21 protein-coding genes, 2 tRNA genes and 1 pseudogene are annotated in these 23797 nt (G+C 66.7%); 12 read left to right on the top strand and 12 right to left on the bottom strand.

Annotation, left to right across the window (positions count from 1 at the left end; translation table 11 throughout):
• Nucleotides 1-387 precede the first annotated feature (387 nt).
• A tRNA-Ser gene (locus AB0367_RS00975) sits at nt 388-478 on the top strand.
• A 36-nt stretch (nt 479-514) separates the two neighbouring features.
• Nucleotides 515-587, top strand: a tRNA-Arg gene (locus tag AB0367_RS00980).
• A gap of 404 nt (nt 588-991) precedes the next feature.
• Here the strand turns inward: AB0367_RS00980 and AB0367_RS00985 are convergent.
• Entirely contained in the window at nt 992-1333 is a 342-nt protein-coding gene (locus AB0367_RS00985; RefSeq protein WP_366224105.1) for an SDR family NAD(P)-dependent oxidoreductase, read from the bottom strand.
• On the bottom strand, nt 1243-1512 hold the full coding sequence (locus AB0367_RS00990) for a hypothetical protein (RefSeq protein ID WP_366224106.1): 270 nt from the start codon (nt 1510-1512) through the stop codon (nt 1243-1245). Before AB0367_RS00990 ends, AB0367_RS00985 begins: the two co-directional genes overlap by 91 nt.
• A gap of 192 nt (nt 1513-1704) precedes the next feature.
• Between AB0367_RS00990 and AB0367_RS00995 the strand changes: the two genes are divergently transcribed.
• The 6 genes and pseudogenes from AB0367_RS00995 to AB0367_RS01020 all read left to right on the top strand — a co-directional run bounded on the left by AB0367_RS00995 (nt 1705) and on the right by AB0367_RS01020 (nt 10181).
• On the top strand, nt 1705-4440 hold the full coding sequence (locus AB0367_RS00995) for an FtsX-like permease family protein (protein ID WP_366224107.1): 2736 nt from the start codon (nt 1705-1707) through the stop codon (nt 4438-4440).
• Nucleotides 4441-4520: 80 nt separating this feature from the next.
• On the top strand, nt 4521-5120 hold the full coding sequence (locus tag AB0367_RS01000; RefSeq protein ID WP_366224633.1) for an ABC transporter ATP-binding protein: 600 nt from the start codon (nt 4521-4523) through the stop codon (nt 5118-5120).
• 370 nt (nt 5121-5490) lie between these two features.
• A complete protein-coding gene (locus AB0367_RS01005; protein ID WP_366224108.1) occupies nt 5491-5763 on the top strand; it encodes a hypothetical protein in 273 nt (90 codons plus the stop codon).
• A gap of 959 nt (nt 5764-6722) precedes the next feature.
• Nucleotides 6723-6878 (top strand): hypothetical protein, encoded by a 156-nt coding sequence (locus tag AB0367_RS01010; protein ID WP_366224109.1) that lies wholly within the window; start codon nt 6723-6725, stop codon nt 6876-6878.
• Between the two features lie 397 nt (nt 6879-7275).
• Nucleotides 7276-7413 (top strand): annotated as a pseudogene (locus tag AB0367_RS01015) (flavohemoprotein); the annotation flags it as partial.
• A gap of 131 nt (nt 7414-7544) precedes the next feature.
• Nucleotides 7545-10181: a VaFE repeat-containing surface-anchored protein gene (locus AB0367_RS01020; protein ID WP_366224110.1), complete on the top strand. Its 2637-nt coding sequence runs from the start codon at nt 7545-7547 to the stop codon at nt 10179-10181.
• Nucleotides 10182-10608: 427 nt separating this feature from the next.
• On the opposite strand, the gene AB0367_RS01025 is transcribed toward AB0367_RS01020, so the two are convergent.
• A complete protein-coding gene (locus tag AB0367_RS01025; RefSeq protein WP_366224111.1) occupies nt 10609-11496 on the bottom strand; it encodes an NAD(P)H-binding protein in 888 nt (295 codons plus the stop codon).
• 39 nt (nt 11497-11535) lie between these two features.
• On the opposite strand from AB0367_RS01025, the gene AB0367_RS01030 reads away from it, so the two are divergent.
• Together AB0367_RS01030 and AB0367_RS01035 are read left to right on the top strand one after the other, a co-directional pair.
• Complete coding sequence (locus AB0367_RS01030; RefSeq protein WP_366224112.1) at nt 11536-11916, top strand: MerR family transcriptional regulator; 381 nt, start codon at nt 11536-11538, stop codon at nt 11914-11916.
• Between the two features lie 216 nt (nt 11917-12132).
• Nucleotides 12133-12483 carry a hypothetical protein gene (locus AB0367_RS01035; RefSeq protein WP_366224113.1) on the top strand — a complete coding sequence of 117 codons (351 nt, stop codon included), beginning with the start codon at nt 12133-12135 and terminating at the stop codon, nt 12481-12483.
• A 246-nt stretch (nt 12484-12729) separates the two neighbouring features.
• Here AB0367_RS01035 and AB0367_RS01040 read toward each other — a convergent pair whose 3' ends face one another.
• The 6 genes from AB0367_RS01040 to AB0367_RS01065 all read right to left on the bottom strand — a co-directional run bounded on the left by AB0367_RS01040 (nt 12730) and on the right by AB0367_RS01065 (nt 17642).
• Nucleotides 12730-13470 (bottom strand): SDR family oxidoreductase, encoded by a 741-nt coding sequence (locus AB0367_RS01040; protein WP_366224114.1) that lies wholly within the window; start codon nt 13468-13470, stop codon nt 12730-12732.
• Nucleotides 13467-14132 carry a type 1 glutamine amidotransferase domain-containing protein gene (locus tag AB0367_RS01045; protein WP_366224115.1) on the bottom strand — a complete coding sequence of 222 codons (666 nt, stop codon included), beginning with the start codon at nt 14130-14132 and terminating at the stop codon, nt 13467-13469. The genes AB0367_RS01040 and AB0367_RS01045 overlap by 4 nt, the downstream gene beginning before the upstream one ends.
• 11 nt (nt 14133-14143) lie before the next feature.
• Nucleotides 14144-15184 carry a hypothetical protein gene (locus AB0367_RS01050; protein ID WP_366224116.1) on the bottom strand — a complete coding sequence of 347 codons (1041 nt, stop codon included), beginning with the start codon at nt 15182-15184 and terminating at the stop codon, nt 14144-14146.
• Nucleotides 15185-15218: 34 nt separating this feature from the next.
• Nucleotides 15219-15647, bottom strand: coding sequence for a DJ-1/PfpI family protein (locus AB0367_RS01055; RefSeq protein WP_366224117.1), 429 nt, complete (start codon nt 15645-15647; stop codon nt 15219-15221).
• Between the two features lie 188 nt (nt 15648-15835).
• The gene (locus AB0367_RS01060; protein WP_366224118.1) at nt 15836-16801 is read right to left on the bottom strand and encodes an ROK family protein; all 966 of its coding nucleotides are present in this window, start codon (nt 16799-16801) and stop codon (nt 15836-15838) included.
• Nucleotides 16794-17642 carry a cupin domain-containing protein gene (locus AB0367_RS01065; protein WP_366224119.1) on the bottom strand — a complete coding sequence of 283 codons (849 nt, stop codon included), beginning with the start codon at nt 17640-17642 and terminating at the stop codon, nt 16794-16796. Before AB0367_RS01065 ends, AB0367_RS01060 begins: the two co-directional genes overlap by 8 nt.
• A gap of 252 nt (nt 17643-17894) precedes the next feature.
• Here AB0367_RS01065 and AB0367_RS01070 point away from each other — a divergent pair, with 252 nt between their 5' ends.
• On the top strand, nt 17895-18611 hold the full coding sequence (locus AB0367_RS01070) for a GntR family transcriptional regulator (protein ID WP_366224120.1): 717 nt from the start codon (nt 17895-17897) through the stop codon (nt 18609-18611).
• Between the two features lie 22 nt (nt 18612-18633).
• Here AB0367_RS01070 and AB0367_RS01075 read toward each other — a convergent pair whose 3' ends face one another.
• The 3 genes from AB0367_RS01075 to AB0367_RS01085 are packed head-to-tail and all read right to left on the bottom strand — an operon-like array spanning nt 18634 to nt 21561.
• A complete protein-coding gene (locus AB0367_RS01075) occupies nt 18634-19458 on the bottom strand; it encodes a carbohydrate ABC transporter permease (RefSeq protein WP_366224121.1) in 825 nt (274 codons plus the stop codon).
• Nucleotides 19455-20408 carry a sugar ABC transporter permease gene (locus tag AB0367_RS01080; RefSeq protein ID WP_366224122.1) on the bottom strand — a complete coding sequence of 318 codons (954 nt, stop codon included), beginning with the start codon at nt 20406-20408 and terminating at the stop codon, nt 19455-19457. The genes AB0367_RS01075 and AB0367_RS01080 overlap by 4 nt, the downstream gene beginning before the upstream one ends.
• Nucleotides 20401-21561, bottom strand: a complete 1161-nt coding sequence (locus AB0367_RS01085; RefSeq protein ID WP_366224123.1) for an extracellular solute-binding protein — start codon at nt 21559-21561, stop codon at nt 20401-20403. Before AB0367_RS01085 ends, AB0367_RS01080 begins: the two co-directional genes overlap by 8 nt.
• A 478-nt stretch (nt 21562-22039) precedes the next feature.
• Here AB0367_RS01085 and AB0367_RS01090 point away from each other — a divergent pair, with 478 nt between their 5' ends.
• Nucleotides 22040-23701 (top strand): IS1634 family transposase, encoded by a 1662-nt coding sequence (locus AB0367_RS01090; protein ID WP_366224124.1) that lies wholly within the window; start codon nt 22040-22042, stop codon nt 23699-23701.
• The last annotated feature ends 96 nt before the right edge of the window (nt 23702-23797 follow it).

Here is a 23797-nt window from a genome sequence, read left to right on the forward strand (position 1 = left end):
GTGCGGAACGGGGTGGACGCCACCGTGGGCTGGGCCGGCGCGAACGGGGTCGTCGGCGGGTGGGGCGGCACCTGCGGCACGTCGTCGGCCGACGCGTCCTGCGGGGGTGGCTCGAACCGCAGCGCCGTGTCGCCGAGCGCTTCGGCTCGGGTGGGGCTGGCCTTCGGCGGTACCGATTCCGGGCTTGTGGATTTTCTCGCTTTCCGCCGCTCCGGCGGAGTCGCGTCCTCTCCCATTTCACGAGCGTAATGGCCAATGGCCCTGAGCACCCGTTCTGCGCGGGTCGAGTCCGGCGCCCCGCGGCGTGCCTAGGGGGTGTACCCGCTTTGCCGGTCGCCGTGGGCGGCCTGTATCCTCGGACGGCGGTCCCCGGTGACGGGGGCTGCTGGAGGCTTCGCCTAGTTCGGTCTATGGCGCCGCACTGCTAATGCGGTTTGGGTCTTAAAGCCCATCCCGGGTTCGAATCCCGGAGCCTCCGCGCAAAACCTGGTGTGTACACTAGGCCAAGCACCAAGCGCCCGTAGCTCAACGGATAGAGCATCTGACTACGGATCAGAAGGTTAGGGGTTCGAGTCCCTTCGGGCGCACAACATCAAGAGGCGGTTGACCTGCGGAAACGCAGATCAACCGCCTCTCGCGTTTCGTCCACTGTGGACCTGTTGTGTTCCGAAAGGGATCCGCTGTTTCGCAACGGTTCAGGTCGGGGCGTGCTGGTGGGGATCCGTTCGTGCCGTTTGGTCTGAATCTTGGACAGGGCGCCATGGCGCCAGCCAAGATCAAGCAAGGTCCCCGGATCGTGATCCAGGCCGGCGCCGACCGTCTTCAGTGAAGATCATCTGCCGGGTCGCATCGCCGTGCGGACGCCCGCGACAGCGCCGGCCGTCCGGGCTGTTGGCTCCATCGCGTCAGCCGCACCCCAGTCCCCGCACCCTGGCTGGGGCACCACCGCCAAGCCGACCCCCGTCCGGGCCCCTCACCGCAGCCGGCCGGTTCAGTTGTCCGCGGATCGGCGCGACGGGTGGGGCTGCGACGGCTCTGGCATGGCCAGCTCGGCCGAGGCGTTCGCGTGGTCGGCGTCGGCGAGAAGCTGGGCGAGCCGGGCGTAGCTGTCGCCTCCATAGCCCGCCGCGGCGGCCCGGCAGATCACACCGGCGTTGTTGTCGAGCACGTCGAGCCGGTGGTACTTCTCCAGCACCTCGGCGGCCAGCCGGCGCACTTCCGCCAGGCTCGACATGTCGGCCGTCAGGAGGTCCACCTCGGCGCCGGGCGCCCGATGCCGGATCTCCCTGACGGCCGCTCGCCCCCGCTCGGCGTCGCGCCCGACGACGACCACGCTTCCGCCCCGACGGTCGCGACCGCCGCCGCCCGCGTCCATGCCTCGCCGACGACGTTCATCCGCCGCACCGAGGCGACGAAGGCCAACCAGGCCGACCGGCCGGACACCTTGCCGGCCAGCGCCGACGCGAATACGACCACCAGCACCGCTCGGCCTGCCACCTCGACGTACTGCACGATCGAAACCTAGCCTCCGTTGCCTGCTCGCGACAACCCCCGCCGACAATTCCGCACAAGAATCGACATTGGAGCATGCCGATGGTTCCAATTTATCGACATTATCGTGGCCGGGACAAAGGCGAATTTCTTACATCGAATTCCTTCCTCTAGACTGCTGCGGTCGGGGAAGCGTGACGAACGGGGGTTCGGGTGCGGGGATTCATCCTGGCTGGTATCAGGCGGCGGGTCGGGCGGTCACTGGCGTTGCTGGCGGGCATGCTGCTCGCGTCGACCGGTTTCACCGTCCTGACCGGCGCCACCACGACGTCTCGGCTGCAGGTCGAAGGGGTGGTGGAAAGTGCCGGCCGGCCGGCGTATGACCTGTTGATTCGGCCGCGGGGGGCCCGCAGTGCCGAGGAGGACGCCGGCCGCGTGGTGCGGGCCAATGCGCTGTCCGGTCTGTACGGTGGGCTCACCGAGGATGACCTGCGGATGGTGGCGGGCACGCCGGGGGTTGAGGTGGCCGCGCCGATCGCGATGATGGGTTACGCGAACGCGGATTTCCGCACCGAGTTCGACCTCACCAGCGTGGTCGACCGAGGCCGTGACCGGCAGGTCATCCGGGTCGATCCGACGTATCTGGCGGAACGGGGACTCAGCTCGGCTCGTGGTCTGCCCTCGTATCTTTACGTGACCACGCATCCGTTGCTCTTTCCCGATCTGAAGCCGCCGGGGCCGCCGCAGGACATGACCTACGGGGGTCTGCACGCGCCCAAGAACTCCTGCGGTGGAGACTTCGCCGCCGCCCTGGAAGCGCAGCCGGACGGCTCGTACACCGCCGTTTGCCGGTACCTGCGAAATTCGTTCGAAGCCGGCGCCACCGATCTCAGCGAAGCGCACCTGACCACGCTGCGGCTGCTGCCGGACGGCCGGTTCCAGAGTCGTGCCACCTCGATCGAGGAGCGGGCCCTCATCGCCCTGGGTTGGAGCATGCCGTTGCTGCTGGCCGCGATCGATCCAGTGGCAGAGGATCGGCTGGTTGGGCTGCGCGGGGCGGTCACCAGCGGTGCCTATCCGTCGCCGGGTGACGGGGCGAAGGTCGACAGGGGGGCTATGATCCTCCCGACGCTGGCCGCCGAGCGGCCGCCGGTCGAGGGCGCGATGCGCATCGACTATTCCCGGGTCGACCTCGACGCGTTGCCGGTCGCCGGCACGGGACCGGAGCTGGACGACCTCCTGGGTCGCGCCCCGCATCACCCGCTGGGCCACGACGAGCACGACGCCGCGACGGCATACCAACGCGCCGGGACGGGGCCGGTCGCCGAGCTGGAGAATATGATCCGCACCGGCCCGGTGCAGTACTCGACCGGTCCGGGCGGCGTGCTGCGACCGGTGGGCGCGCCGGCCGATCTGAGTGTCTACCAGGACTCGAATGTGCGGGGCAGTATGGTGTCCTGGCAGGTGGGTGACGTGTCGTTCCGGCCGACCAGACTGCTGACACATCCGGACAAGAACGTGCACCCCGAGGTCGTGGCGGTCGGCACGTATGACGCGAGTCGGCTGACCCGCTTCGATGATCTCACTCGGGTGCCGTTGGAGACCTACGAGCAGACCCCGGCCGTTGGCGCCGACAAGCGGAGCGTGGACCTGCTCGGCGGGAAGGCCCTCAGCCCGGGCGGTAACCCGGCCGGCTACCTGCTCTCCCCGCCGGCGTTCCTGACCACCCTGACCGCCGCCAAGCAGTACCTGGGGGGCTCCACGGATCTGATCTCGGCGATCCGGGTGCGGGTCGAGGGCGTCGACCACTACAGCAAGGTCAACGCGGAGCGGGTCCGGTTGGTCGCCGAACGGATCGCCGCCGCCGGGCTGGACGTGGACATCACCTTCGGTGCGTCGCTGATGCCGCAGACCGTCGAGCTGCCGGCGGGCGCCTTCGGCCGCCCAACGCTGGCCCTCAACGAGAGCTGGGTCCGCAAGGGGGTTTCCAGCAGCGTGGAGCAGGCCGCGGACCGCAAGAGTCTCGTGCTGTTCGTCCTGGTCCTGGTGGTCTGCGCGTTGTTCGTGGCGAACGCGGTCACCGCCGCGGTCCGTTCCCGCACCGCCGAACTCGCCATCCTGGCCTGCCTGGGCTGGCCGGGCCGGCGGATCGGGGCGGCGATTCTCGGCGAGGTCGCGGCGCTCGGCCTGGCCGCCGGCCTGGCCAGTCTCGCCCTCGCCAAACCGGCGGGCGCCGCCCTCGGCGTGCAGACCAGCTGGTCGCGGGCGCTGCTCGCGGTGCCGGTCGCGCTCGGTCTGTCGCTACTGGCCGGACTGGTCCCGGCTTGGCGGGCGGCCCGCACACCCCCGGCCGACCTGCTGCAACCACTGCGCACCAGCCGGCCCCGCGGCCGGCGCCCCCGCACCGTCCTCGGCCTCGGCCTGGCCGGGCTGGTCCAAGTGCCCGGTCGCACCCTGCTGGCGGTCGGGGCGCTGACCGTGGGCGTGGCCGCGCTCACCACGCTCGCCGCGGTCACGTTCGCCTTCCACGGCACGATCGTCGGCACCGCGCTGGGTGATGCGGTCTCGTTCACCGCCCGCCGGGTCGACGTCATGGCCGTCCTGGTCACCGTCGCGCTCAGCGCACTCGCCGTGGCCGACGTGCTCTACCTCAACATCCGCGACCGCGCCGCCGAACTGGCCACCCTGCGGGCCACCGGCTGGCCCGACGCCGCCCTGATCCGGCTCGTCGTCGCCGAAGGCGGCGGCATCGGCCTGCTCGGCGGAATCACCGGCGCCGGGATCGGCCTGCTGGCCGCGGGCCTGCTGGCCGGCGGCGTCAGCGGCCCGCTGGCGGCCACCGCGATCGCCGCGGCCGCCGCAGGCATCCTGGTCGCCATGCTCGCGGCGCTGGCCCCGGCCCTGCTCATCCGGCGGCTGCCCACCGCCGCGCTACTCACCGAGGAGTAATAGTGTCCCACCAGGGAGCCCGGGTCCGGGTCAAGGAACTACGCAAAGTGTTCACCACCGGCGCCGAACCGATCCACGCGATCGACGGCGTCTCAGCCGAGATCGAACCCGGCAGCACCGTCGCGCTCATCGGCTCGAGCGGTTCCGGCAAATCCACCCTGCTACACGTCATCGGCGCCATCGAGACCGCCACCTCGGGCACCGTGACCGTCAACGACATCGAGATCACCAAACTGCGCCCACGCGCCCTGCCCAGCTACCGGCGCGGGATCGGCTTCGTCTTCCAGCGCTACCACCTACTGCCAGCACTCACCGCCCTGGACAACGTGCTGGCCCCGCTGCTGCCATACCGGGTCGCCTTCGACCGAGTGACCCGCGCCCGGGAACTGCTCGCCGAAGTCGGCCTCGCCGGACGAGAGAACGCCCTACCGGCGCAGCTGTCCGGCGGACAGCAGCAACGCGTCGCCGTCGCCCGCGCCCTGATCGGCGAGCCCGACCTGCTCCTGGCCGACGAACCGACCGGCAACCTCGACTCGGCGAACGGGACGCAGATCCTCGACCTACTACTACGACTGCGCGACGAACGCGCCATGACCATCCTGATGGCCACCCACGACCAGCAGATCGCCGACCGCTGCGACCGCATCATCCGCCTAGCCGACGGCAAGATCATCAGGTAGGGCAGCTGCTCCGGTCCGGTGGTGCGAGGCAGCCGTGCGGGAACAGCCGGGTCCGGGCGGGCAGTGCCGGCGCGGGCCGGCAACAGCTGTCTTGGCGGGTCAGGGCAGCTGCGGGTACACCATGCGCAGGTCGAGGGCGAGGACTGACTTGGCGCCGGTGGCGGCGTCGGCGACGAGGATCTCCAGGTCGCCGCGGGCGACGCCGTGAGCACCGTGGTCGCGACGAACGCGGGGTCGAGACCGATCTGGCCCCCAGCCTCGGCGAGGAGATCCGGGCCGACGTCGAGAAGGCGCTCGCCAATCTCAAATCGTTGCCAGGCGAGCTACGCGAACAGCCCCCAGATCCCTGCTGCTGAACGGATACGCCCGCATGCTGCGCGCCAGTGTTAACTTCGACGGCGCAGGCCTCGCACATGCGATCACACTGCTACGCCGTGCCGTTACCCTCGCCCGCCGCAACAGCGACCCGGCGTTGCCTGCCTTCGAGGATCGCCTGGCCTGCGCGTTGATCGCGACCGGACAGGGCGATGCTGCGGCAGAGGCGGTCCAGATACTGGAGCACATCAGCAGCCGAACCGCTTCTGGATCCGTCCACCGGCTGGGTCTGCTGGTCAGCCTCGCCGCCGCCCGCGCCCAGGCGTGACGGACGGTCCGGGATCCGGCTACCGTGCCGGTCGTACGGCTGGCATACGTCGAGGCTGTCGATGCCACCATGACGGCGATGCCGTTTGTCGCGTTGCAGACGCTGACCCAGTGGGCTGGCTGGGCCTTCGACCGAGGTGCTCGCGACGAGGGTGCCCTGATCTACGCCGCAGTGATCCGCCTGGTGTCCCGGTTGGTGTCGGCCGAGACCAGCCGGCAGCACAAAGAGCAGATCGTCCGCCCGCTACCAGAGGTCGCCACCCACCGCCGCGGCCAGTTTGGCCGGTGCAGGGTTGCCAGATGTAGCCGCCCGGTGCCTGGAGTTGGGCCGCGCTGTGCTCTTCGCCGACGCCTTGGATGACGATCCAACTGGAGATCTACCCGAGCCTGAACTGTCGGCACCACCGCAGTTCCGGCGAAGCTGACGTTCGTCCTGGTAACGCCGAAACGGCGGAGAAACGCCATGCGCGACCAGAACACGACTCACCCCGGCAGCCGCGCCGCACGCGTCCATCCGCGCTCCAAGTGACCTGAGGCGCCCTGTCGCCGAAGGCGATTGCGAAGGGCTCCTCAGTGGACGGACAATCCACCAGATTTCCGATGCACTCGGGCCTACCGAACGAAGCCGATCAAGGCTCTGACCAGGAACGTCGACCTGTTGGACTAGTTGAGTCGGCCTGGAGCGCGGTATCAGTGTTGCCGCTGGTCCGTTTCTCCAGGCACCTCCACAGGCCGGGCTCTATCGGGGTCGGTGACGGCGGGTCCGACGGTTCACGCCGCTCGTCTCGGCCCGCCGCGACGCCGCCACGGCACGGTGGTTCTTCCGCCAGGCGTTGAGGGTGAGACCCACCGAGGTGGTCACCGATGCGGTATCGGTTACCCAGCTTGTCCTCGACGACCTGGTCCATCGGCGTGGCACAGCGTCGGACGCTACGCCAACTGAAGCACCGGCTCAGACCCATGCGCGAACTCCGCAGCGACCGAACAGCACAGGCGATCATCGCCGGACACGCCTTCATCCAGGACCTCCGCCGCGGCCACCACGAATTCGGGCTCGACGCACCATCCGGGCTCCGTGTCGCCGCAGCGTTCACCGAACTCGCCACCACCATCTGAGCGAGCCAGGCGAATCAGAGTCACCGCGTCACCCGATCAAACAATTCAGCGGCGCCTGCGATTCTTTTCGGCTCATGGCGCGTTTAGTACGGGACGGTCAGTCGGGTTCGCCCGCGGCCGGCGTGTACGCCCCTCGACGTAAACGGTGATCCGGCGCGGACGCCTGCCGCGCACGGTCGCATCACCGCGCCAGCGGAGTCGCACAGCCAGTGCGACGCCGCCCTTTTGCGCGTCATGTCCAGACCATGTCCAGACCATGTCCAGGCCCTGACACCGGCGCGTCGCGTGGAATATCGGCCTTGGACACGCCTAGTCGCACATCCAGTGCGATGCGTGGTCATCGCAGGTGGTGACGCTGATTCGTGGACGGCGCCTACGTTGACCGCGAAGGGCACCGATGAGCAATCTGTCGCGATTACTGAAGGAGAGTTGGTTCCTCGTCGAGGAGCGGCAGGACAAGCTCGCCAGCTACTTCTACGCGCGCATGTTCCTCGACAACGCCCAGCTGCGGGACCTGTTTCCGGTGCAGATGGACGGTCATTTGTCGCTTTGAACGTTAAGAATTTTGCGGTACACGATTACATTGCACCACTCGTTTGGGGATCGAGGCAGGTACAACGAGGCCTGTGTGGATCCTGGTGCCGACCAGGAAGTTGAGGCTGCTGCATGGCAACCGAAAGAACGGAACCCGTCGCGCGGAAGAGGTGGTGGTGGATCACCGCGTTACTCGCCGCCGTTTCGCTTCTCGTCCCGTCATTTGCGACCACCGCGGTTGCCGACGTAAAAGTCGGCAGCTCGGTCTGGATTGGGGCTAAACAAGGGTATGGCGGTACGGGAGTCTTCCCTGTCTTTTCGAAGACTCCCGTCGATACGGCGAATCCGGGTGAGCCCGGTTACTGGGCCTACTGCGTCGAACACGATGTGAGCGCTAAGACAAAGCTAAATGGGCAAGTAGGAGATCTCTCTAGTTTCCTTGGAAGCAACCACTTCACTAATTCCTCGGTTCAGGGGAAGGTGTTGTGGGTGCTGGCGCACAGCTACCCAGCCTTGAGCCTCCAGAAGTTCGGCACCGCCATCGGCGTTCCGGGAATTTCGCGGAACGATGCGATTGAGGCAACACAGTACGCGATCTGGCGCTACACCGACCTGACTTGGGATGCGTCGTGGAACTGGGAGAACGCTGACTCGCAGGCGGCCTATTGGTATCTGGTCAATGGGGCGAACGCGAACCCCGGCATGACGCCGTCCGATTTCGAGACGACGGTTTCCGTCACCGCGCCCACTGGCGCCCAGACTGCCGGATCGGTTGTCGGACCGTTCGTGGTGCACACCAATAAGCCGACCGCGAGCGTGTCGGTCGATTCCGCGATTGCGCTTACCGACGCGGGCGGGAACACGATCGACCCGAACGTCGTGGTCGATGGTCAGGAACTGTACCTCGATCTGCGTGCTTCGAGCGCTGCCGGTTCCGCGACGGTGACGGCTTCGACTGCGGGTTCAAGTGCGACTGGAAAGGTGACCTCCGTGCCGACCACGGCAGGTGGAACACCGACTGCCAGCAGTCACGCGCAGTCGATCATTCTGGTCGCCCCGGATACGACGATGACGACCGCCGAGGCGAGTCTGCGGTGGGCTGCTTCCTCGACGGAGCCGGAGCCGGAGCCTGCGATCGGGACCACGCTGGTGGATTCTGCGGATCAGGATCATGTTCTGGGCTGGAATGGTGGCACGCTCACGGATACGGTGGCTTACCGGAATCTGACTCCGGGTGTGGAGTACACGGTTTCGGGTGAGTTGATGCGGAAGTCGGATGGTTCGGCGACGGGTATCACGGGTTCGGCGACGTTCACTCCGGCGGAGGCGAACGGTTCTGTTGATGTGCGGTTCGCGGTGCCTGAGGGCTATGCGGGTGAGGTGCTTGTCGCCTATGAGGAGTTGTTCAAGGGCGGCGACGCTGCGGGTGCGGCGGTGGCGGAGCATAAGGACATCAATGATGCGGCGCAGACCGTGACCGTCGAGGGGGTTCCCGCTGGGCCGGGGCCTGCGATCGGGACCTCGCTGGTGGATTCCGCGGATCAGGATCATGTTCTGGGCTGGAATGGTGGCACGCTCACGGATACGGTGGCTTACCGGAATCTGGCTCCGGGTGTGGAGTACACGGTTTCGGGTGAGTTGATGCGGAAGTCGGATGGTTCGGCGACGGGTATCACCGGTTCGGCGACGTTCACTCCGGCGGAGGCGAATGGTTCGGTTGATGTGCGGTTCGCGGTGCCTGAGGGCTATGCGGGTGAGGTGCTTGTCGCCTATGAGGAGTTGTTCAAGGGCGGCGACGCTGCGGGTGCGGCGGTGGCGGAGCATAAGGACATCAATGATGCGGCGCAGACCGTGACCGTTGAGGGGGTTCCCGCGGGGCCGGGGCCTGCGATCGGGACTTCGCTGGTGGATTCTGCGGATCAGGATCATGTTCTGGGCTGGAATGGTGGCACGCTCACGGATACGGTGGCTTACCGGAATCTGACTCCGGGTGTAGAGTACACGGTTTCGGGTGAGTTGATGCGGAAGTCGGATGGTTCGGCGACGGGTATCACCGGTTCGGCGACGTTCACTCCGGCGGAGGCGAACGGTTCTGTCGATGTGCGGTTCGCGGTGCCTGAGGGCTATGCCGGTGAGGTGCTTGTCGCCTATGAGGAGTTGTTCAAGGGCGGCGACGCTGCGGGTACGCCGGTGGCGGAGCATAAGGACATCAATGATGCGGCGCAGACTGTGACCGTTGAGGGGGTTCCCGCGGGGCCGGGGCCTGCGATCGGGACTTCGCTGGTGGATTCTGCGGATCAGGATCATGTGCTGGGCTGGAATGGTGGCACGCTCACGGATACGGTGGCTTACCGGAATCTGACTCCGGGTGTGGAGTACACGGTTTCGGGTGAGTTGATGCGGAAGTCGGATGGTTCGGCGACGGGTATCACGGGTTCGGCGACGTTCACTCCGGCGGAGGCGAACGGTTCTGTCGATGTGCGGTTCGCGGTGCCTGAGGGCTATGCGGGTGAGGTGCTTGTCGCCTATGAGGAGTTGTTCAAGGGCGGCGACGCTGCGGGTACGCCGGTGGCGGAGCATAAGGACATCAATGATGCGGCGCAGACCGTGACCGTCGAAAAGGCGCCTGTGAAACCCGAACCCCCGAAGGGTGGAGGGTATCTCCCGGTGACCGGATTCCAACTTTCGGTAGCGCTCGGCGTTGGGGCGCTACTCATCGTCGCCGGCGGTGCGGCATTGATGCTCGCGAGGCGTCGTTCGGAAGCGTGAACGATGGGTTAGAGTCTCACTTAAGATGGCCTTCAGGGGTCGTATCGACCAAGTGAGATCCTATACAGCGGGGGTTTGAGTTCGGCCGAGCAGCCGAGCCAAACCCCCGCAGTGTGTTTTAAGGATGTCGTTACGCTGCTGTTCCTCGGGATTTCCGCCGGCTTCTTGATCGTAGCGATCGGTGACGCTACGCCGATCCTTCGGCGCCAACATCCAAGCGGTCATGCGCCTGGACGGGCTGCCGATCTGGACCTTCGACGCGATGCCCGGTCACCTGCACGAGCACCCCTGACCTCCGGCCCTTGGGTACGACACGCCACAGGTAACAATGAGTAACCTGGGCGACTGTGCTGGTTGGCGCGTCGCGCGTCGATGAGCGATCGCATGGCGGCAGATTCGGGATGGCGTTCGATGATCCGGGGTGCCGTCAGCGGAAGTCGGCCACGTGGTCGAGTGCCCATCTGGCGAATGTGGTGGCCGGTCGGCCTGTCAGGCGTTCGACGTGATCGGTAACGAGTGTCGATTCGGGCCGGTACCGTGACGCAGAGATCAACGCTTCCACCAGCGCTGCGGGGCGACCGTCGGTGAGCATACGGGTTCGTGCGAGGTCGACGGGGACAGCGTCGAAGTGCAGCCGGCGCCGGAGCGCTGAACCGAGTGTCTCGACCAGGTCCGCGCGGCTTAGCAGTTCTGGACCTGTTAGCAGGTAAGGGCCGCGATCCAGCTGAGTTGGGTTGGTCAGAGCGGCTGCCACGATCGCGTCGGCGACGTCGCGCTCGTCAACCACGGCGGTCCGCGCGATGTCGGGGCCTGTAACAATGTCACCCGCCCGTAGCTGTGCGGTCCAGCCTCGGACGTTGGAGGCCAACGTATCGCTTCGCAGCACCCGTGGACGCAGGCCGGCATCTGCCAACATGGTTTCCATGTCCTTATGTGTCTGCACGATGGGGTCGCTTTGACGGGGGGCGTCGTCGTCGATCGCTGTGGAGGACACATACACGATGCGGGGAGCCGTTTCGGCTAGTTCCTCCATGACAACGCGTGCAGGAGCGGCCTCCAGTAGTGGCCAGATCAGGACTAGGGTTTCGACGCCCGCCAGCGCCGCACGTACCGTGACACGGTCGGTGAGATCGCCTGTGGCCGTTTCGATGTTCGGATCCTGATCGAAGTCGGCAGCGGGGCGGACGAAGCGCCGGACGTGCGCGTCGCGCGCCTGCAGACGCGCGACGACTTCCCGGCCGAGGTTGCCGGTCGCGCCGGTGACGAGGATTGAGGCTACTGGTCGGGGACCCGCCGGCCGAGCGATATCGGGCATGCTTCGGACGTTAGGGGTTCAGGTCGACGTGAAGGCAAGGTGCCGGTGAGCAAGGCGATAGGACAGGCGGCTGCCGAACTAGGTATCGAGGCTCATGTGCTGCGGCACTGGGAGCGGATCGGCGTCCTGGCCGTGCGGCGGTCCGCGAACGGCTACCGCAGCTACGACGACGAGGCATTGGAGCGGGCGCGTACCGTGCTGAGGCTGCGGCGAGTAGGACTGTCCTTGCCGGAGGTCGCCGCGGCCATGGCGCCGACGAGGTCCGTGGCACAGGCGGTCGTACAGGCGAAGATCACCTCGCTGCAGCAGGAGATCATCCGCCGGAAGCAGGCCATCGTGTTCCTGCAGCACACTCTCGACTGTCGCCATCGATATCTCGATGACTGTCCGGACTGCGTAACGTTCGTCCGCGAAGCTTGACCGTCCGACGACGCAGCCCGTCAAGCCGCACCGACCGGTACAGCCGGGTAGGCCAGCCGGTGTCGTCGTGTCGATCATGTGTTCGATTTTGGGTCGTGTTGGTGCTGTCGGTGTGGTGCCGTCTGGCCTACGGTGCGGTGTCGTTGCCGGCCTTTCGGGTGGCCGGCCTGGACCGGACGGGGTGCATTGATGACGGGTGTTCAGCGGGGTGCGTCGGTGCCTGCGTCGCGTGATCGTCGAGCGGTCGGCTGCACGGTGGAGTTCACGCTCGGCGGCGTGCTGGGGGCGATGACTACCGGCCACACGTCAGACGGCGAGCTGCGCCGGGTGGACCTTCGGGCCGGTGTACATGGTTCGGCGTTGGCCGGCTTGGCGGATGCACTTGCCACGGCGATCACGGTCGGTCTGCAGTACGGGGCGCCCCCGGCCGCGTACGGCGACGTGCTGCGTCGCCTCGAGCTGGACCCGCCCGCCGAGGACACTGCCGGTCCGGGGCACCTGCTCGTGGACGCCCTGGCGGCCGGCGCCACCGAGCGGGTCGGCCAGGCCCGGGGTGTGGGCCGTTGACCACGCGGCACAGGTTCGTGCGTGGTCGGCCGATCCGCGCGGAGGCTCACAACGGCGGCGGCGTTGGCCGACGAGGCACTCACGGATTCGGCACGTGAGCAGGAATCGGCAGGGATCCCGCAGCCGGTCGTAGACCTGCCGGATCTGCGGCCACGCGAATGCGAGAAGGGCGTCGGGCAGACCAAGACGAAGAAGGCGAGCAGCCCGGCCGCTCGAAACGCGGCCGGGAGCTTGCGCACCGGATGCTCAGGCGGAGAGAAGGCCGCCATCGATGACCACGGACTGTCCCGTGACGTATGCCGAGGCCGGACTCAGCAGGTGCACGATGAGGGCGGCCACCTCGTCCGGATTGCCCTGCCGGCCCAACGGCACCCGCGCGACAACGCTGTCCACGGCTGCCTCCGCGTCGGCCTGGGCCTTCCAGTACGGATCGTTGAATGGGGTGTCGATCCACCCAGGACACACACTGTTGACGCGAACTCCGCTGCCCGCGAGCTCAACCGCCAATGATCGGGTCAGGCTGATGAGCGCACCCTTGGACGCGGCATACGCAAAAGTACCGGGGCTGCCGCGGTGAGCTGCGGTCGAGCCCGTGAACACGATGCTCCCGCGGGTGTCCGCCAGCGCCGCCATGGCCGCCTGCGCAAGCAGGTACGGGGCTCGCACGTTCACCGCCATTGTCGCCTCCCACGCCTCGACCTGGAAGGACTCCAAGGGAGCGACGACGTGCAGGCCGGCCGTCACGACGACGTGGTCGAGCCGCCCGAATGCCTGCAGGGCGGCGGCCACGGCGGCCTTCGGCGCGTGCCGGTCGGCCAGGTCGTGATGCCCGACGACGATCCGGCCCGGAGCCTCCTGCGCCGCCACCTCCGCCGCAGCCGAGTCATTGAGGTCGGCCAGGTAAACGTCGGTCCCGGCGGCGCGCAGAGCCTGCACTGTCGCACGTCCGATCCCAGTGGCGCCGCCCGCGACCAGCGCGCAGGTCACGCGCCCGTCACCGCGTACGCCCGGTAGTTGGCCGATCCCGGCCCGGCCGCACGGTTCTTCACCACGGCAGCCGCGCGGTACACCGCCGAGCTCGGCGTGGCATCGCGGACGACGGCCGGGACGTCACCGCCCTCACTGCTGCTGTCGGCCAGGGCGTCGAGGATCCGGGCCAGAAACTGGGGCAGGTCGTTCGGCAGTTGCGACGTGATGAGATTGCCGTCGACGACGACGGCCTCGTTGCGCCAGTCGCCACCGGCGTGAATCACATCGTCCTTGATGACCGGGACCGACGTGACGGCACGGCCCTTCACGATGTCCGCGCTCGCCAGCAGCCACCCCGCGTGGCAGATCGCCGCGACTGGGGCGCCACGCTGATCCAGGGTGCGAACGAGCTCGACAAAGCGCGGTTCCCTGCGCAGGTACTCGGGTGAAAAGCCGCCCGGCACGATCACCGCGTCGAAGTCGTCTGCCGACACATCCGCGATGCCGACTTCGGCCACAGCCGGGTAGCCCAGCTTGCTCCCGTACACCTCCCCAGCGCGGGAGCCTACGATCGTGACCTTCACACCGGCCTCACGCAGCCGCAGGACCGGATACCACAGCTCCAGCTCCTGGTACAGGTTCTCGGCAAGGACAGCGACTCGAGCCTTCTGCAGTTCCATCCAGTCCTCCGTCAGACCGCAATCGAAAAGATGCGTCGAGGGTTGTGAATCATGATCTTGTCGAGCTGTTCGTCGGTGACGCCCTTGGACTTCAAGCGCGGAACCCAGCTGGTGAACATGTAGTTGAGGTCGACTTTCTCGTTCTCCAGCTGCGGGTCGGACTCGGTGACCTTCGCACGGGGGTTGAAGAACCACCGATCGAACGTGAGGACGATCCGATCCACGTAGCCGTCCTCGATGAGCTCCACGAGGGCATTGGCCATCGCCTCGTCCAGCTCTTCCGCGCTACTGATGCGCCAGGGAATGCCGATGTGGTCGAGCTGGACGTTCGCGCCCATCTTGAGCACCTCGCGGATCATGCCGAGCTGAGGTGGCACGAAGGCATGGCCGATGATCACCTTTGACAGGTCCATGCCGACCTCGTCGAGGATTTCGAGCTGCTCGCGTCCGGGGTTGGTGACCTCGAAGTCCATCGGGTCGATGTGCGTGTTGATGGCGCAGCCGGTTTCCATGGCCGCCCTGCCTGCGGCCCGGATCAGGCGGTCCTCCACTTCGTGGACGTAGCGACCGTACGCGCCCAGCGGGCTCGGCTTGGGGAAGACGCTCTCCTGGCCGGTGGCGATCTTGATGGCGCCGGCCTTGTACGGCGTCTGCTGCCACGCGAACACCATGCCCTCGGTGAGGTCCCGCACGAAGAACTCTGTGAGCTCCTCGATGGTCTGCCGGCGCCAGTAGTAGGGCACGCCCATGCGTTCCGGGAAGAACCCGGTGATCGCCACTACGTTGATGCCGGTGCGCTTGGCGACGTCCACCATGAACTGCGGGTGACGGCCGACCTCCGCCGGGGTCATGTCGATGAGGGTTTTGTATCCGTGGGGGAGCATGCCATCGGTGATCTGGCTGCTGACCCGTTCCACGGCGGCGGGGTGGTCGAATACGGTCCGGTGGTCCAGCTCGGCCCCTGGGTACCCGTAGAGCAGGTGCTCATGGGTGAGGATGCGGCCGGTCTCCTCGGCCGGGACGTCACCCAGCACGGTTCGGAAGATGTCCATGACGAACTCTCCTTTGACGTCGACGAACGGTGGCTCAGCCGGCCAGCTCGGCGCGCAGCCGGGTGACCAGGGAGGGAAGGGAATCAGCGTCCACCGCGACACGGTCGGGATCGACGTCGAGGACGAGTTCCCGAACCAGGTGAGCACCAGTGCCGCTCGCGAAAATGGGCACCTCCGCGGCGTGCAACCGCCTGAGGAGAGACACCTGCGCTTCGCTGACTGCCGGGCGGCCAACAACGGTTCCCGGCACTACGAGCGCGTCCACCGCCTCGGACACGACTTCGTCTGCGGCCGTGTCCCCGAGGATCGGGTATCCCAGGTGGCTCTCACACGGGTCCTCCCCTGGACCGACGACCTTGACCTCCGCCCCCTCCTCCCTGGCGCGCAGGACTGGGTACCAGAACTCGAGCTCCTGGTAGCCGTCGAAGGCGAAGACGACGATCGAACGATTGGACAAAGTCATGAGGAGTGACCTGGCCTCTCAGGGAACTGGTCTAATACATGAACCAGTTGCAGTGTGCCACACGATTGTGTGGCTGGGAAGGTCCGCCATGAGCCGCGGCAACCGCTTGGCCCGGGTTCGTTATGTAGATGTTGATTGATGGGTGACGGGCCTCGGCGGCAGGCGGGCTGCGGTTCGGACGCGGTGGGTCAGGAGCCGGACTGGGCAGCGGTGAATCTGTCGAGTGCGTACGACGCGGCCCCAAGCAGTGCCGCGTCCTCGTCCTGCTCCACGTGGTGCAGCTCGGTTCGGGCCCAGTGCGGCCGGGTGAGGTCCCAGTGCGCTCGCATCGCTCGGCCGAACCATGTGGTCGGGGCCAGCGTCGCACCGGCCAGGACGATGCGGTGCGGATCGTGCGTCGCGACGATCGTGCGTATGCCGGCGGAAAATGCGATCGCGGACCGGTTGAGTATCTCGGTCGCGCGGCTGTCGCCGTCCTGGGCGGCGTCTTGAAGGTCTCCGGCGTGCAGGACGCGTCCACTCCGGGCGCGCGCGGCGAGCAGGGGACTCAACCCTGCCTCCGCGAGTGCGTTCGCGGCCTCGGCCAAGGTCCGTCCGGAGACCAGCACCTCCAGGCAGCCAGTGCCGCCGCACGGGCAGCGTGGGCCGTCGACATCGATCACCACGTGGCCGAAGTCACCGGCTCCTCCGAGTCCGGGGTGCAGCGAACCGTCCTTGACCACAGCTCCGCCGATGCCGGTACCCATGGCTAGGACGGCGGTCGTCCCGTGCGGCCAGCGCGCTGCCACGCCCAGTGCCGTGGCCTGGACGTCATTGAGCAGGTAGGCGGGCAGTGGCAGGTGCGGACGCAGCGCGGCCGCGATGTCGGTCCCGTCGGTGAAACCGAGGTTATGTGCGGTGCCAACGACACCTTCCTGGACCACACCCGCGAGTCCTACACCCACCGCCGTAGGAAGCTGGCCGAGGTGTGAGGTGGTGTGCAGGACCATGTCCGCGACGGTGGCGTACTGTTCTGCCAGGCTCTTCGGCTTGGCGCGCCGGTCCTTGCGCACGATCCTGCCGCCCGACACGGCGGCCACCCTGATCCAAGTCCCACCCCAGTCGACGGCGGCCACGAGGGTGTCGTGACCGCCGTCGACCGCGAGGTCAGCCAACGCAGCCCGGCCGGTATTCGCCGGCCACCGAGAAGATGCACGAGGCGGGGTTGTGGCTCATGTTGTAGAACGAGTGCTCCGTGCCGGCCGGGATTCGCACACCGTCCCAGGGGTTCAGCTCGACCCACTTCTTCGTGCCGGAGAACTCGACGTGCAGGTTGCCTGACTCCACGAAGACCACCTTGTCCGCGCCGTGGTTGTATACGCCACTTCGCTGGCCGCCCAGGAACGACATCTTCCCGGCGGTGAGGTGTTCCGTGCTGGCCAGGATTCCCACGAGGATCTCGCGACCCCGAATGGCGCCTTCCATGCGCCAGAGGATGTCGGCCTCCCGGATCATCCATGTGGTCTTCTCGCGAGGGGTGTCGCGGGCCATCGGCCAGTTTCCGAGCAGCTCGTCCTGACCCTGCTTCGGCGGACCGTCAAGCGGGGGTTGGGCGCGAGCGTAGGCGCCGCCCGTTCCGGACTTGGGAGCGGGCTGGAAGAACTCGAGCATCCGCAGCTGCTCGTTGCTGTGGTTCCACTGGTAGTGCCAGGTGTCCTTGCGGAAGAAGATGGCCTCACCGGGGTTGACGACGAAGACCTCGCCGGTGACCGGGTTGCTCTGGACCATGCGCCCCTCGAGCACGTAGAAGAGCTCGTCCGCGCCGAACACGGTCGGGTTGGCGGGCGAGGAGATCGCGGAACCGTTCGGTGGCATGCCGACGATGTTGAGGTTCATCGTTGCGTCATCAGCGTAGAACCAGTCGCACAGCCGTCCGGTGGTCTCGTCACCCCAGGTGCGCCGCTCGATGTCTTGGTATCGAAGGACTACCGGCTCGCGGGTGGTCTCGTCTGTCATATCGCCTTCTCGGGTCGGACGCTTTCGCGTTGAGTCCAGTCAAGCGCGTGAGGCTAACTGGTCCATATACTGAACCAGTCTGATGGATCGGGTCGACCGTGTCAAACGATTCCGGCCTGCGAAACAAGCGACTCCCGGGAGCGGGTGGCCTGGCGCTAGGATGCATCCCGGCCAGCGCACCGCAGCGCAGAAACGAACCAAGGAGGGGCAGCCGTGGTGAAGGCACTCGACCTCAAGGTCTCCCCGGCCCGGGTGGAGGGCCGCAACAACGCGGTCGAGGCCTACCGTGTTCTCCAGGAAGCGTTGACCTTGGGGCAGTTCCCGGCCGGCACGCGGTTGCCCGGTGAGCGCACCTTGGCGGCCGAGCTTGGGGTCAGTCGTGCGACGCTGCGACAGGTGCTCAGCGCCCTGGCCGATGCCGGACGGATCATGCCATCACCACAGCGCGGCTGGTTCGTCGCCGAAAACCGGCTCGTGCACGAGCCCAACCGGCTGCGTGGGCTCAGCGAGGTCGCACGTGAGCGCGGCATGGAAGCGTCGTCCCGGGTCATGCGGGCCACGGTTCGCCAGCCCACATTGGCCGAAGCGGAGGTCCTGGGAATCGACACGTCCCAGCCGGTGGTCGACCTGCGCCGGGTCAGGTTCCTGGACGGGTCGCCGCTCAGCGTCGACGACTCGTGCCTCGACGCCTCGCGGGTCCCCGGCATCGAGGACATCGACTTCACCGGCCAGTCGCTCTACGACGTGCTGCGCGACCGTTACGACATTGCCGCCAGCCGGTGTGACTACGAGCTTGCGGCGGAGGCGGTCAAAGCCAGGGAGGCCAAGCTGCTCGGACTCGAGCCCGGCGATCCGGTGCTGGTCGGTTATCAGAAGACTTTCGACCAGCACGACCAGTGCTTTGACGTGGGCCTTCAGCTGTATCGCGGGGACGCCTACCGGTTCCAGGCGTCGCTGTTCCGGTTCTGAGCCAAGGCGGCGCCGCCGACCGTCAGCCCTTCATCGCACCCGATGCCATCCCCTGCATCAGCCTCTTCTGCACGAAGAGGAAGAAGATCACCACAGGGATAGTGAAGATCACGCTCGCTGCCATCACTCCTCCCCAGTCCGTGTAGTAGCTGGAGAAGTACTGCTGCAGGGCGACCGGGAGCGTTTCGATCTCCGGCCGCTGCATGTACGTCGCCGAGAACATGAGTTCGTTCCACGATGTGATGAACGCGTAGACGGAGCTCGCGGCCAACCCCGGCCAGGCCAGGGGAAACACGATCGACCATACGGTTCGCAGCCGGCTCGCCCCGTCGACCAGGGCGGCCTCTTCGAGTTCGAACGGGATGTCGACGATGAACGATCGCAGCATGAACGTGCACAGGCCCAGGGTCAGGGCCAGGTGGCTCAAGGTCAGCCCTTGAAATGTGTTGAGCAGGTCGGCGTTGCGGAACAGCGTGAACAACGGGATGACGAGGATGGTCTGTGGGAGCAGCTGCGTGACGAGGATGACGACCGTGAGGATGTGCCGCGTCCGCAGCCGGTAGCGGGCCAAGGCATAGCCCGCCAGCAGGGCGATGAAGCCGGTCAGGACCGTAGTCGCCACGGCAACGATGAGGGAGTTCCGGAATTGGGTGGGGATGTTGCCGTCGAGCAGATGCGTGTATCGCTCCACGGTCGGTGACGTGACGATGAAGCGGGGGGTGCGGGTGAACAGCTCGTTGTCGGGCTTGATCGACGTGACCAGCATCCAGAAGAACGGAAAAAGGCTGCTCAGCACGATCACGGCGACCAGAAGGCACAGCGCACCACGGCGCAACAGTGAAGTCATCGAACGTCCTCCCGGTTCAGCCGGACGTACAGCACGCTCACCGCGGCCAGCATGAGGAACAGGACCACGGCCATGGCCGTGGCGGAGCCCTGGTTGAGCTGCGCGAAGGCCTCGAGCCAGGTCAGCAGGGACAGCACCTCAGTCGAGTGGTTCGGGCCGCCAGGTGGTGTGGTCATCACAAGGAAATGGTCGAAGGACTGATACGCCCAGATGGTCGAGATCGTGGTCATCACGACGAGCAGGGGACGGATCATGGGCAGCCGGATGTGTCGCAGGATCTGCCAGCCATTGGCGCCGTCGACCCGTGCCGCCTCCACCACTTCACCGTGGGTGCCTCGTAGCCCGGCGAACAAAGAAACCGCCACGAAGGGAACCGAGTGCCAGACGACGGCGACCGTGATGGCCACCATGGCTGGCGTACCCGTGCGGAACCAGGAGTAGCCGTTGAAGGAGTCGATTCCGAACACGTTGACCAGCAGCCAGTTGACCACGCCGTACTGGTCGTCGAACATCCACTTCCAAACGATGCCCGACGCGACCCGCGGCATTGCCCATGGGAGCAGCACGATGACGCTGAGCACCTTGGCCGCGCGCGGTGCGGCATCGAGGACCAGGGCGATTGCCAGGCTCAAAAGGATCGTGGTGGCGACCACCGCGACCGCGAACACTGTCGTGCGCAGGAGGGCGGCGGTGTAGTACGGGTTGGCAAAGATGTCGCGGTAGTTCTGCAGCCCGACGAACGGTCCGTTCTGCAGGTACTCACCCTCGTGGAACGACAGCCAGATCGTACGTACCACCGGGTATCCGACAACGCCGACGATCACGACGAGCAGCGGTGTCAGAAAGGCCCACGGCAGGAGTCTCTTCTCAAGGCTGTGCTGCCCGCGCAGTGCCCTCGGGGTGGCCGAGGACACTGCGCGACGGATAGTAGTCTTCACGATCTCAAGCAATGGCTTGGTTGATCTGGTCCGAGAGCTCCTTCATGGCGTCATCGGCACTCTTCTTACCACTCATGATCGACTGCATGGCGTTCACGATGGCGTTGGCTCCCTCCACCTTGCCCCAGCTGGCCACCGGGGGAATGGAACGGGTGTGGTCGGCCTGCTCGGCGTAGGCCTTGAGCAGCGGGGTGGAGAAGGATCCGGTGGACTTCTCCTGTGCCAGCGCGTCGTTCGTCGCCGGGAGCAGACCCAGGTTCGCGGTGACCGGCACGAGGTTTTCCTTGTTCATCATGAACTTCACGAAGTCGTTCGCAACCGGCTTGTTCTTGCACTCGCGGAACACGGCGAGGTTGCTGCCGCCCGCGAACGTGTCGTTGTTCCCACCCGGGCCCTTGGGGAGGATGGCCGTGGCCAGCTTGCTCTCCAGGTCAGGGTTCTGCTTGAGGATGGTCCGCAGATCCCACGACCCGCCGACCATCATCGCCGTCTGGCCCAAGGCGAATGACTTGTCGACGTCGGCTGCGGTCCAGGCGGAGGCGCCCTTGGGCGACAGCTGATCCTTGTTCAGCAGGTCGGCGTAGAACTGGAACGCCTGGACGGCCTGCGGTGACCCGGCCTCGGACACCCACTTGTCACCGTTCTGCTTGGCGATCTCCCCGCCCCAGTTCCAGATCAGCGGCAGGTAGTACCAGTGGGCGCCACCGATGATTCCGAACCCGTTGACATCCTTGTTCTTCGCCTGAATGGCCAGGGCGTCCGCGCGCAGCTCCTCCCAGGTGGTGGGTGCCGTGGACTTGCCGATCGACTCGAGCAGGTCCTTGCGGTAGATCAGGGCGCGGACGCCGGTGTCGTAGGGAACCGCGTACGACTTGCCCTTGAAGATGGTCGAGTCGATCATGCCGGGCACGTAGGTGCCCCGGAGAGTCTTGGGGTCGTCCGCGTATACCTCGAGGGCGTTCAGTGCCGCGAATTCGGGGGTCCAGGTGTTGCCGATGAGTGCGACACAGGGAACGCTGCCGCCGGCGATCGAGGTCAGGTACGTCTGGTGTGCGTCCTTTCCGAGGAATCGGAGGTTCACCTTGGTCCCTGGATGTGCTGCGGCGTAGTCGTTCGCCAGCTTCTGCATGATCGGCTGCTGGGTGTCCCCGATGGGGTCGCCCATCCAGAAGTCGATCGTTCCCTTGATCTCGCCCGAGGCGGTTTCGCTCGAGTCATTCGCCTTACCGCAGGCTGAGAGGGCGAGGGCCCCCGTCAGCCCAATGGCAACGGCGGCACGGCCGAGCCAAATGTTCCTTGCACGCATCCGTGCTCTCCTCTACTGGGACCGAACACCTGCTAACGCGGGGTTCGCGATGCCTCCGTACGACTTGTCGACCTGCCCGGCTGTCAGACAGCCCTATAGGTTGCCACCAGGGTGCACCGTAGTGAGGTGGATCGCAAGAGCCTCCGCTATGTTCGTTATGAAGTTTCCTTGCGTCCGAGTTCCGTGGTTCGTAGACACACGGGCGTGATCGGTCTTGGACCGCTGCTGGTCAGGGGGTCGCCGGCGGTGGTGGAGCGGCTCGGAGGGCTGAAAGTGTAGTAACACGACTCGCGCGCTGTCCTTGTGCTGTCAGGTCAAGGGTGGTTGAGTCGTAGTCATGTTCCTGCGGTTCACGTCGCGGACCAACGCCGACGGCACGGTGGTGCGCTACGTAGCCCTGGCGCACAACCGGCGGGTGGACGGGCGGATCAAGCCGGACGTGCTGATGAACCTGGGCCGGGTCGACCAGGTCGACGTGGCCGGCCTGCGGCGGCTGGCCGCGTCGATCGGCAGGCGCTTCGGCGACGGCGACGGGCCGGCCGACGCCGCAGAAGCGGACGCGGCCGCCGGTTCCATGCCGCTGGAGGTCGTCGACGCCCGGACCATCGGGGCCACCTGGCTGCTCGACGGGCTGTGGCACCGCCTCGACGTGGGCGCGGCAGTGCGAGCGGCCACCGACGCGCGGCGGTTCACCACCAATATGGAACGGGTGCTGTTCGCGCTGGTCGCCAACCGGGCGATCGCGCCGATGAGCAAGCTGTCCGCCGCCGAATGGGTGCGTGAGGACGCCGCCGTCCCAGGATTGTCCACGATGGACGAAGATCACGCCTACCGGGCGATGGACCTCCTCGTCGACGCCGACACCAATGACCGGGTGCAGGAGTCGGTGTTCTTCGCCGTGGCCAACCTGCTCAACCTGGAAGTCGACCTGCTGTTCTTCGACACCACCAACTTCGAACGCGACGACGAAGACAGCGGCGGCGACCTGCCGCAGATCGTCATCGGTCTGGCCGTGACCAAGGAAGGCATCCCGGCGCGCTGCTGGTGCTGGCCGGGCAACGCCAGTGAACCGTCAGTCCTGGCCAAGGTCCGCGACGACCTGCGGGACTGGAAGCTGGGCCGGGTCATCACCGTGGCCGACCGTGACTTCTCCAGCGCGGACAGCCTGGCCTATCTGCGCCGCACCGGCGGACACTACATCGCCGGGATGCGCATGCGCGCCGGCAACCCCCTCGTCGAGGCCGTGCTGTCCCGCCAGGGCCGTTACCAGCACGTCCGCGAGAATCTGCGCGTCAAGGAAGTCCGTCTCGACGGTCAGGACGCCCGGTTCGTCATCTGCCACAACCTCGACCAGGCGCAGCGCGATCAGCAGCACCGCGACGAGGTGATCGCTCGCCTCCAGGTCGAACTGGCCCGCATCGCCGAGCAGCGCGCCCGTGACGCCGGCCGTCCGCGCGGCGACAGGATCCGGGCCCGCAACGAAGCCGCCCACGTGCGTGCCGAGTGCGCGCTACGCGATCACCCCACCCTCGGCCGCTGGCTGGTCCAGCAGCCCAACGGACGCCTGAAGCTCAACAGGGCGAAGGTCAAGGCCGAGGCCAGACTGGACGGCAAGTACCTCATCGCCACCTCCGACCCGGACATCAGCGCCGAAGACGTCGTCCTGAGCTACAAGAACCTCCTGGAAGCCCAACGCGGCTTCCGTGACCTCAAGACACAGCTGCTGCTCCGCCCGGTCTTCCACCGTCTGGAACACCGCATCCGCGCGCACGTGCTGATCTGCTGGCTGGCACTGCTGCTGACCCGCGTCGCCGAACGCTCCAGCGGTCAAACCTGGCGAGACATCAACCGGCAACTCGGGCGAATCATCCAGGTGACCCTCGCCGGCCCGGCCGGCACGGTCACGCAGACCACCCCGCTCACTCCCGAGCAGAAGGCCATCTACCAGGCGCTTTCCATCCAACCGCCAGCCCGGGTCACCGCCTCCGACCCTGCCTGATCAAGACCAGGAAAGGCCGGGACGGCGTAGACACACGCCACCTTCCACGTGTCGCTACGAACTACGGAACCCGGGTTGCCGCACCACGTTCAAACG

The organism is Dactylosporangium sp. NPDC051484, from assembly GCF_040689395.1.
Lineage (GTDB): Bacteria > Actinomycetota > Actinomycetes > Mycobacteriales > Micromonosporaceae > Dactylosporangium.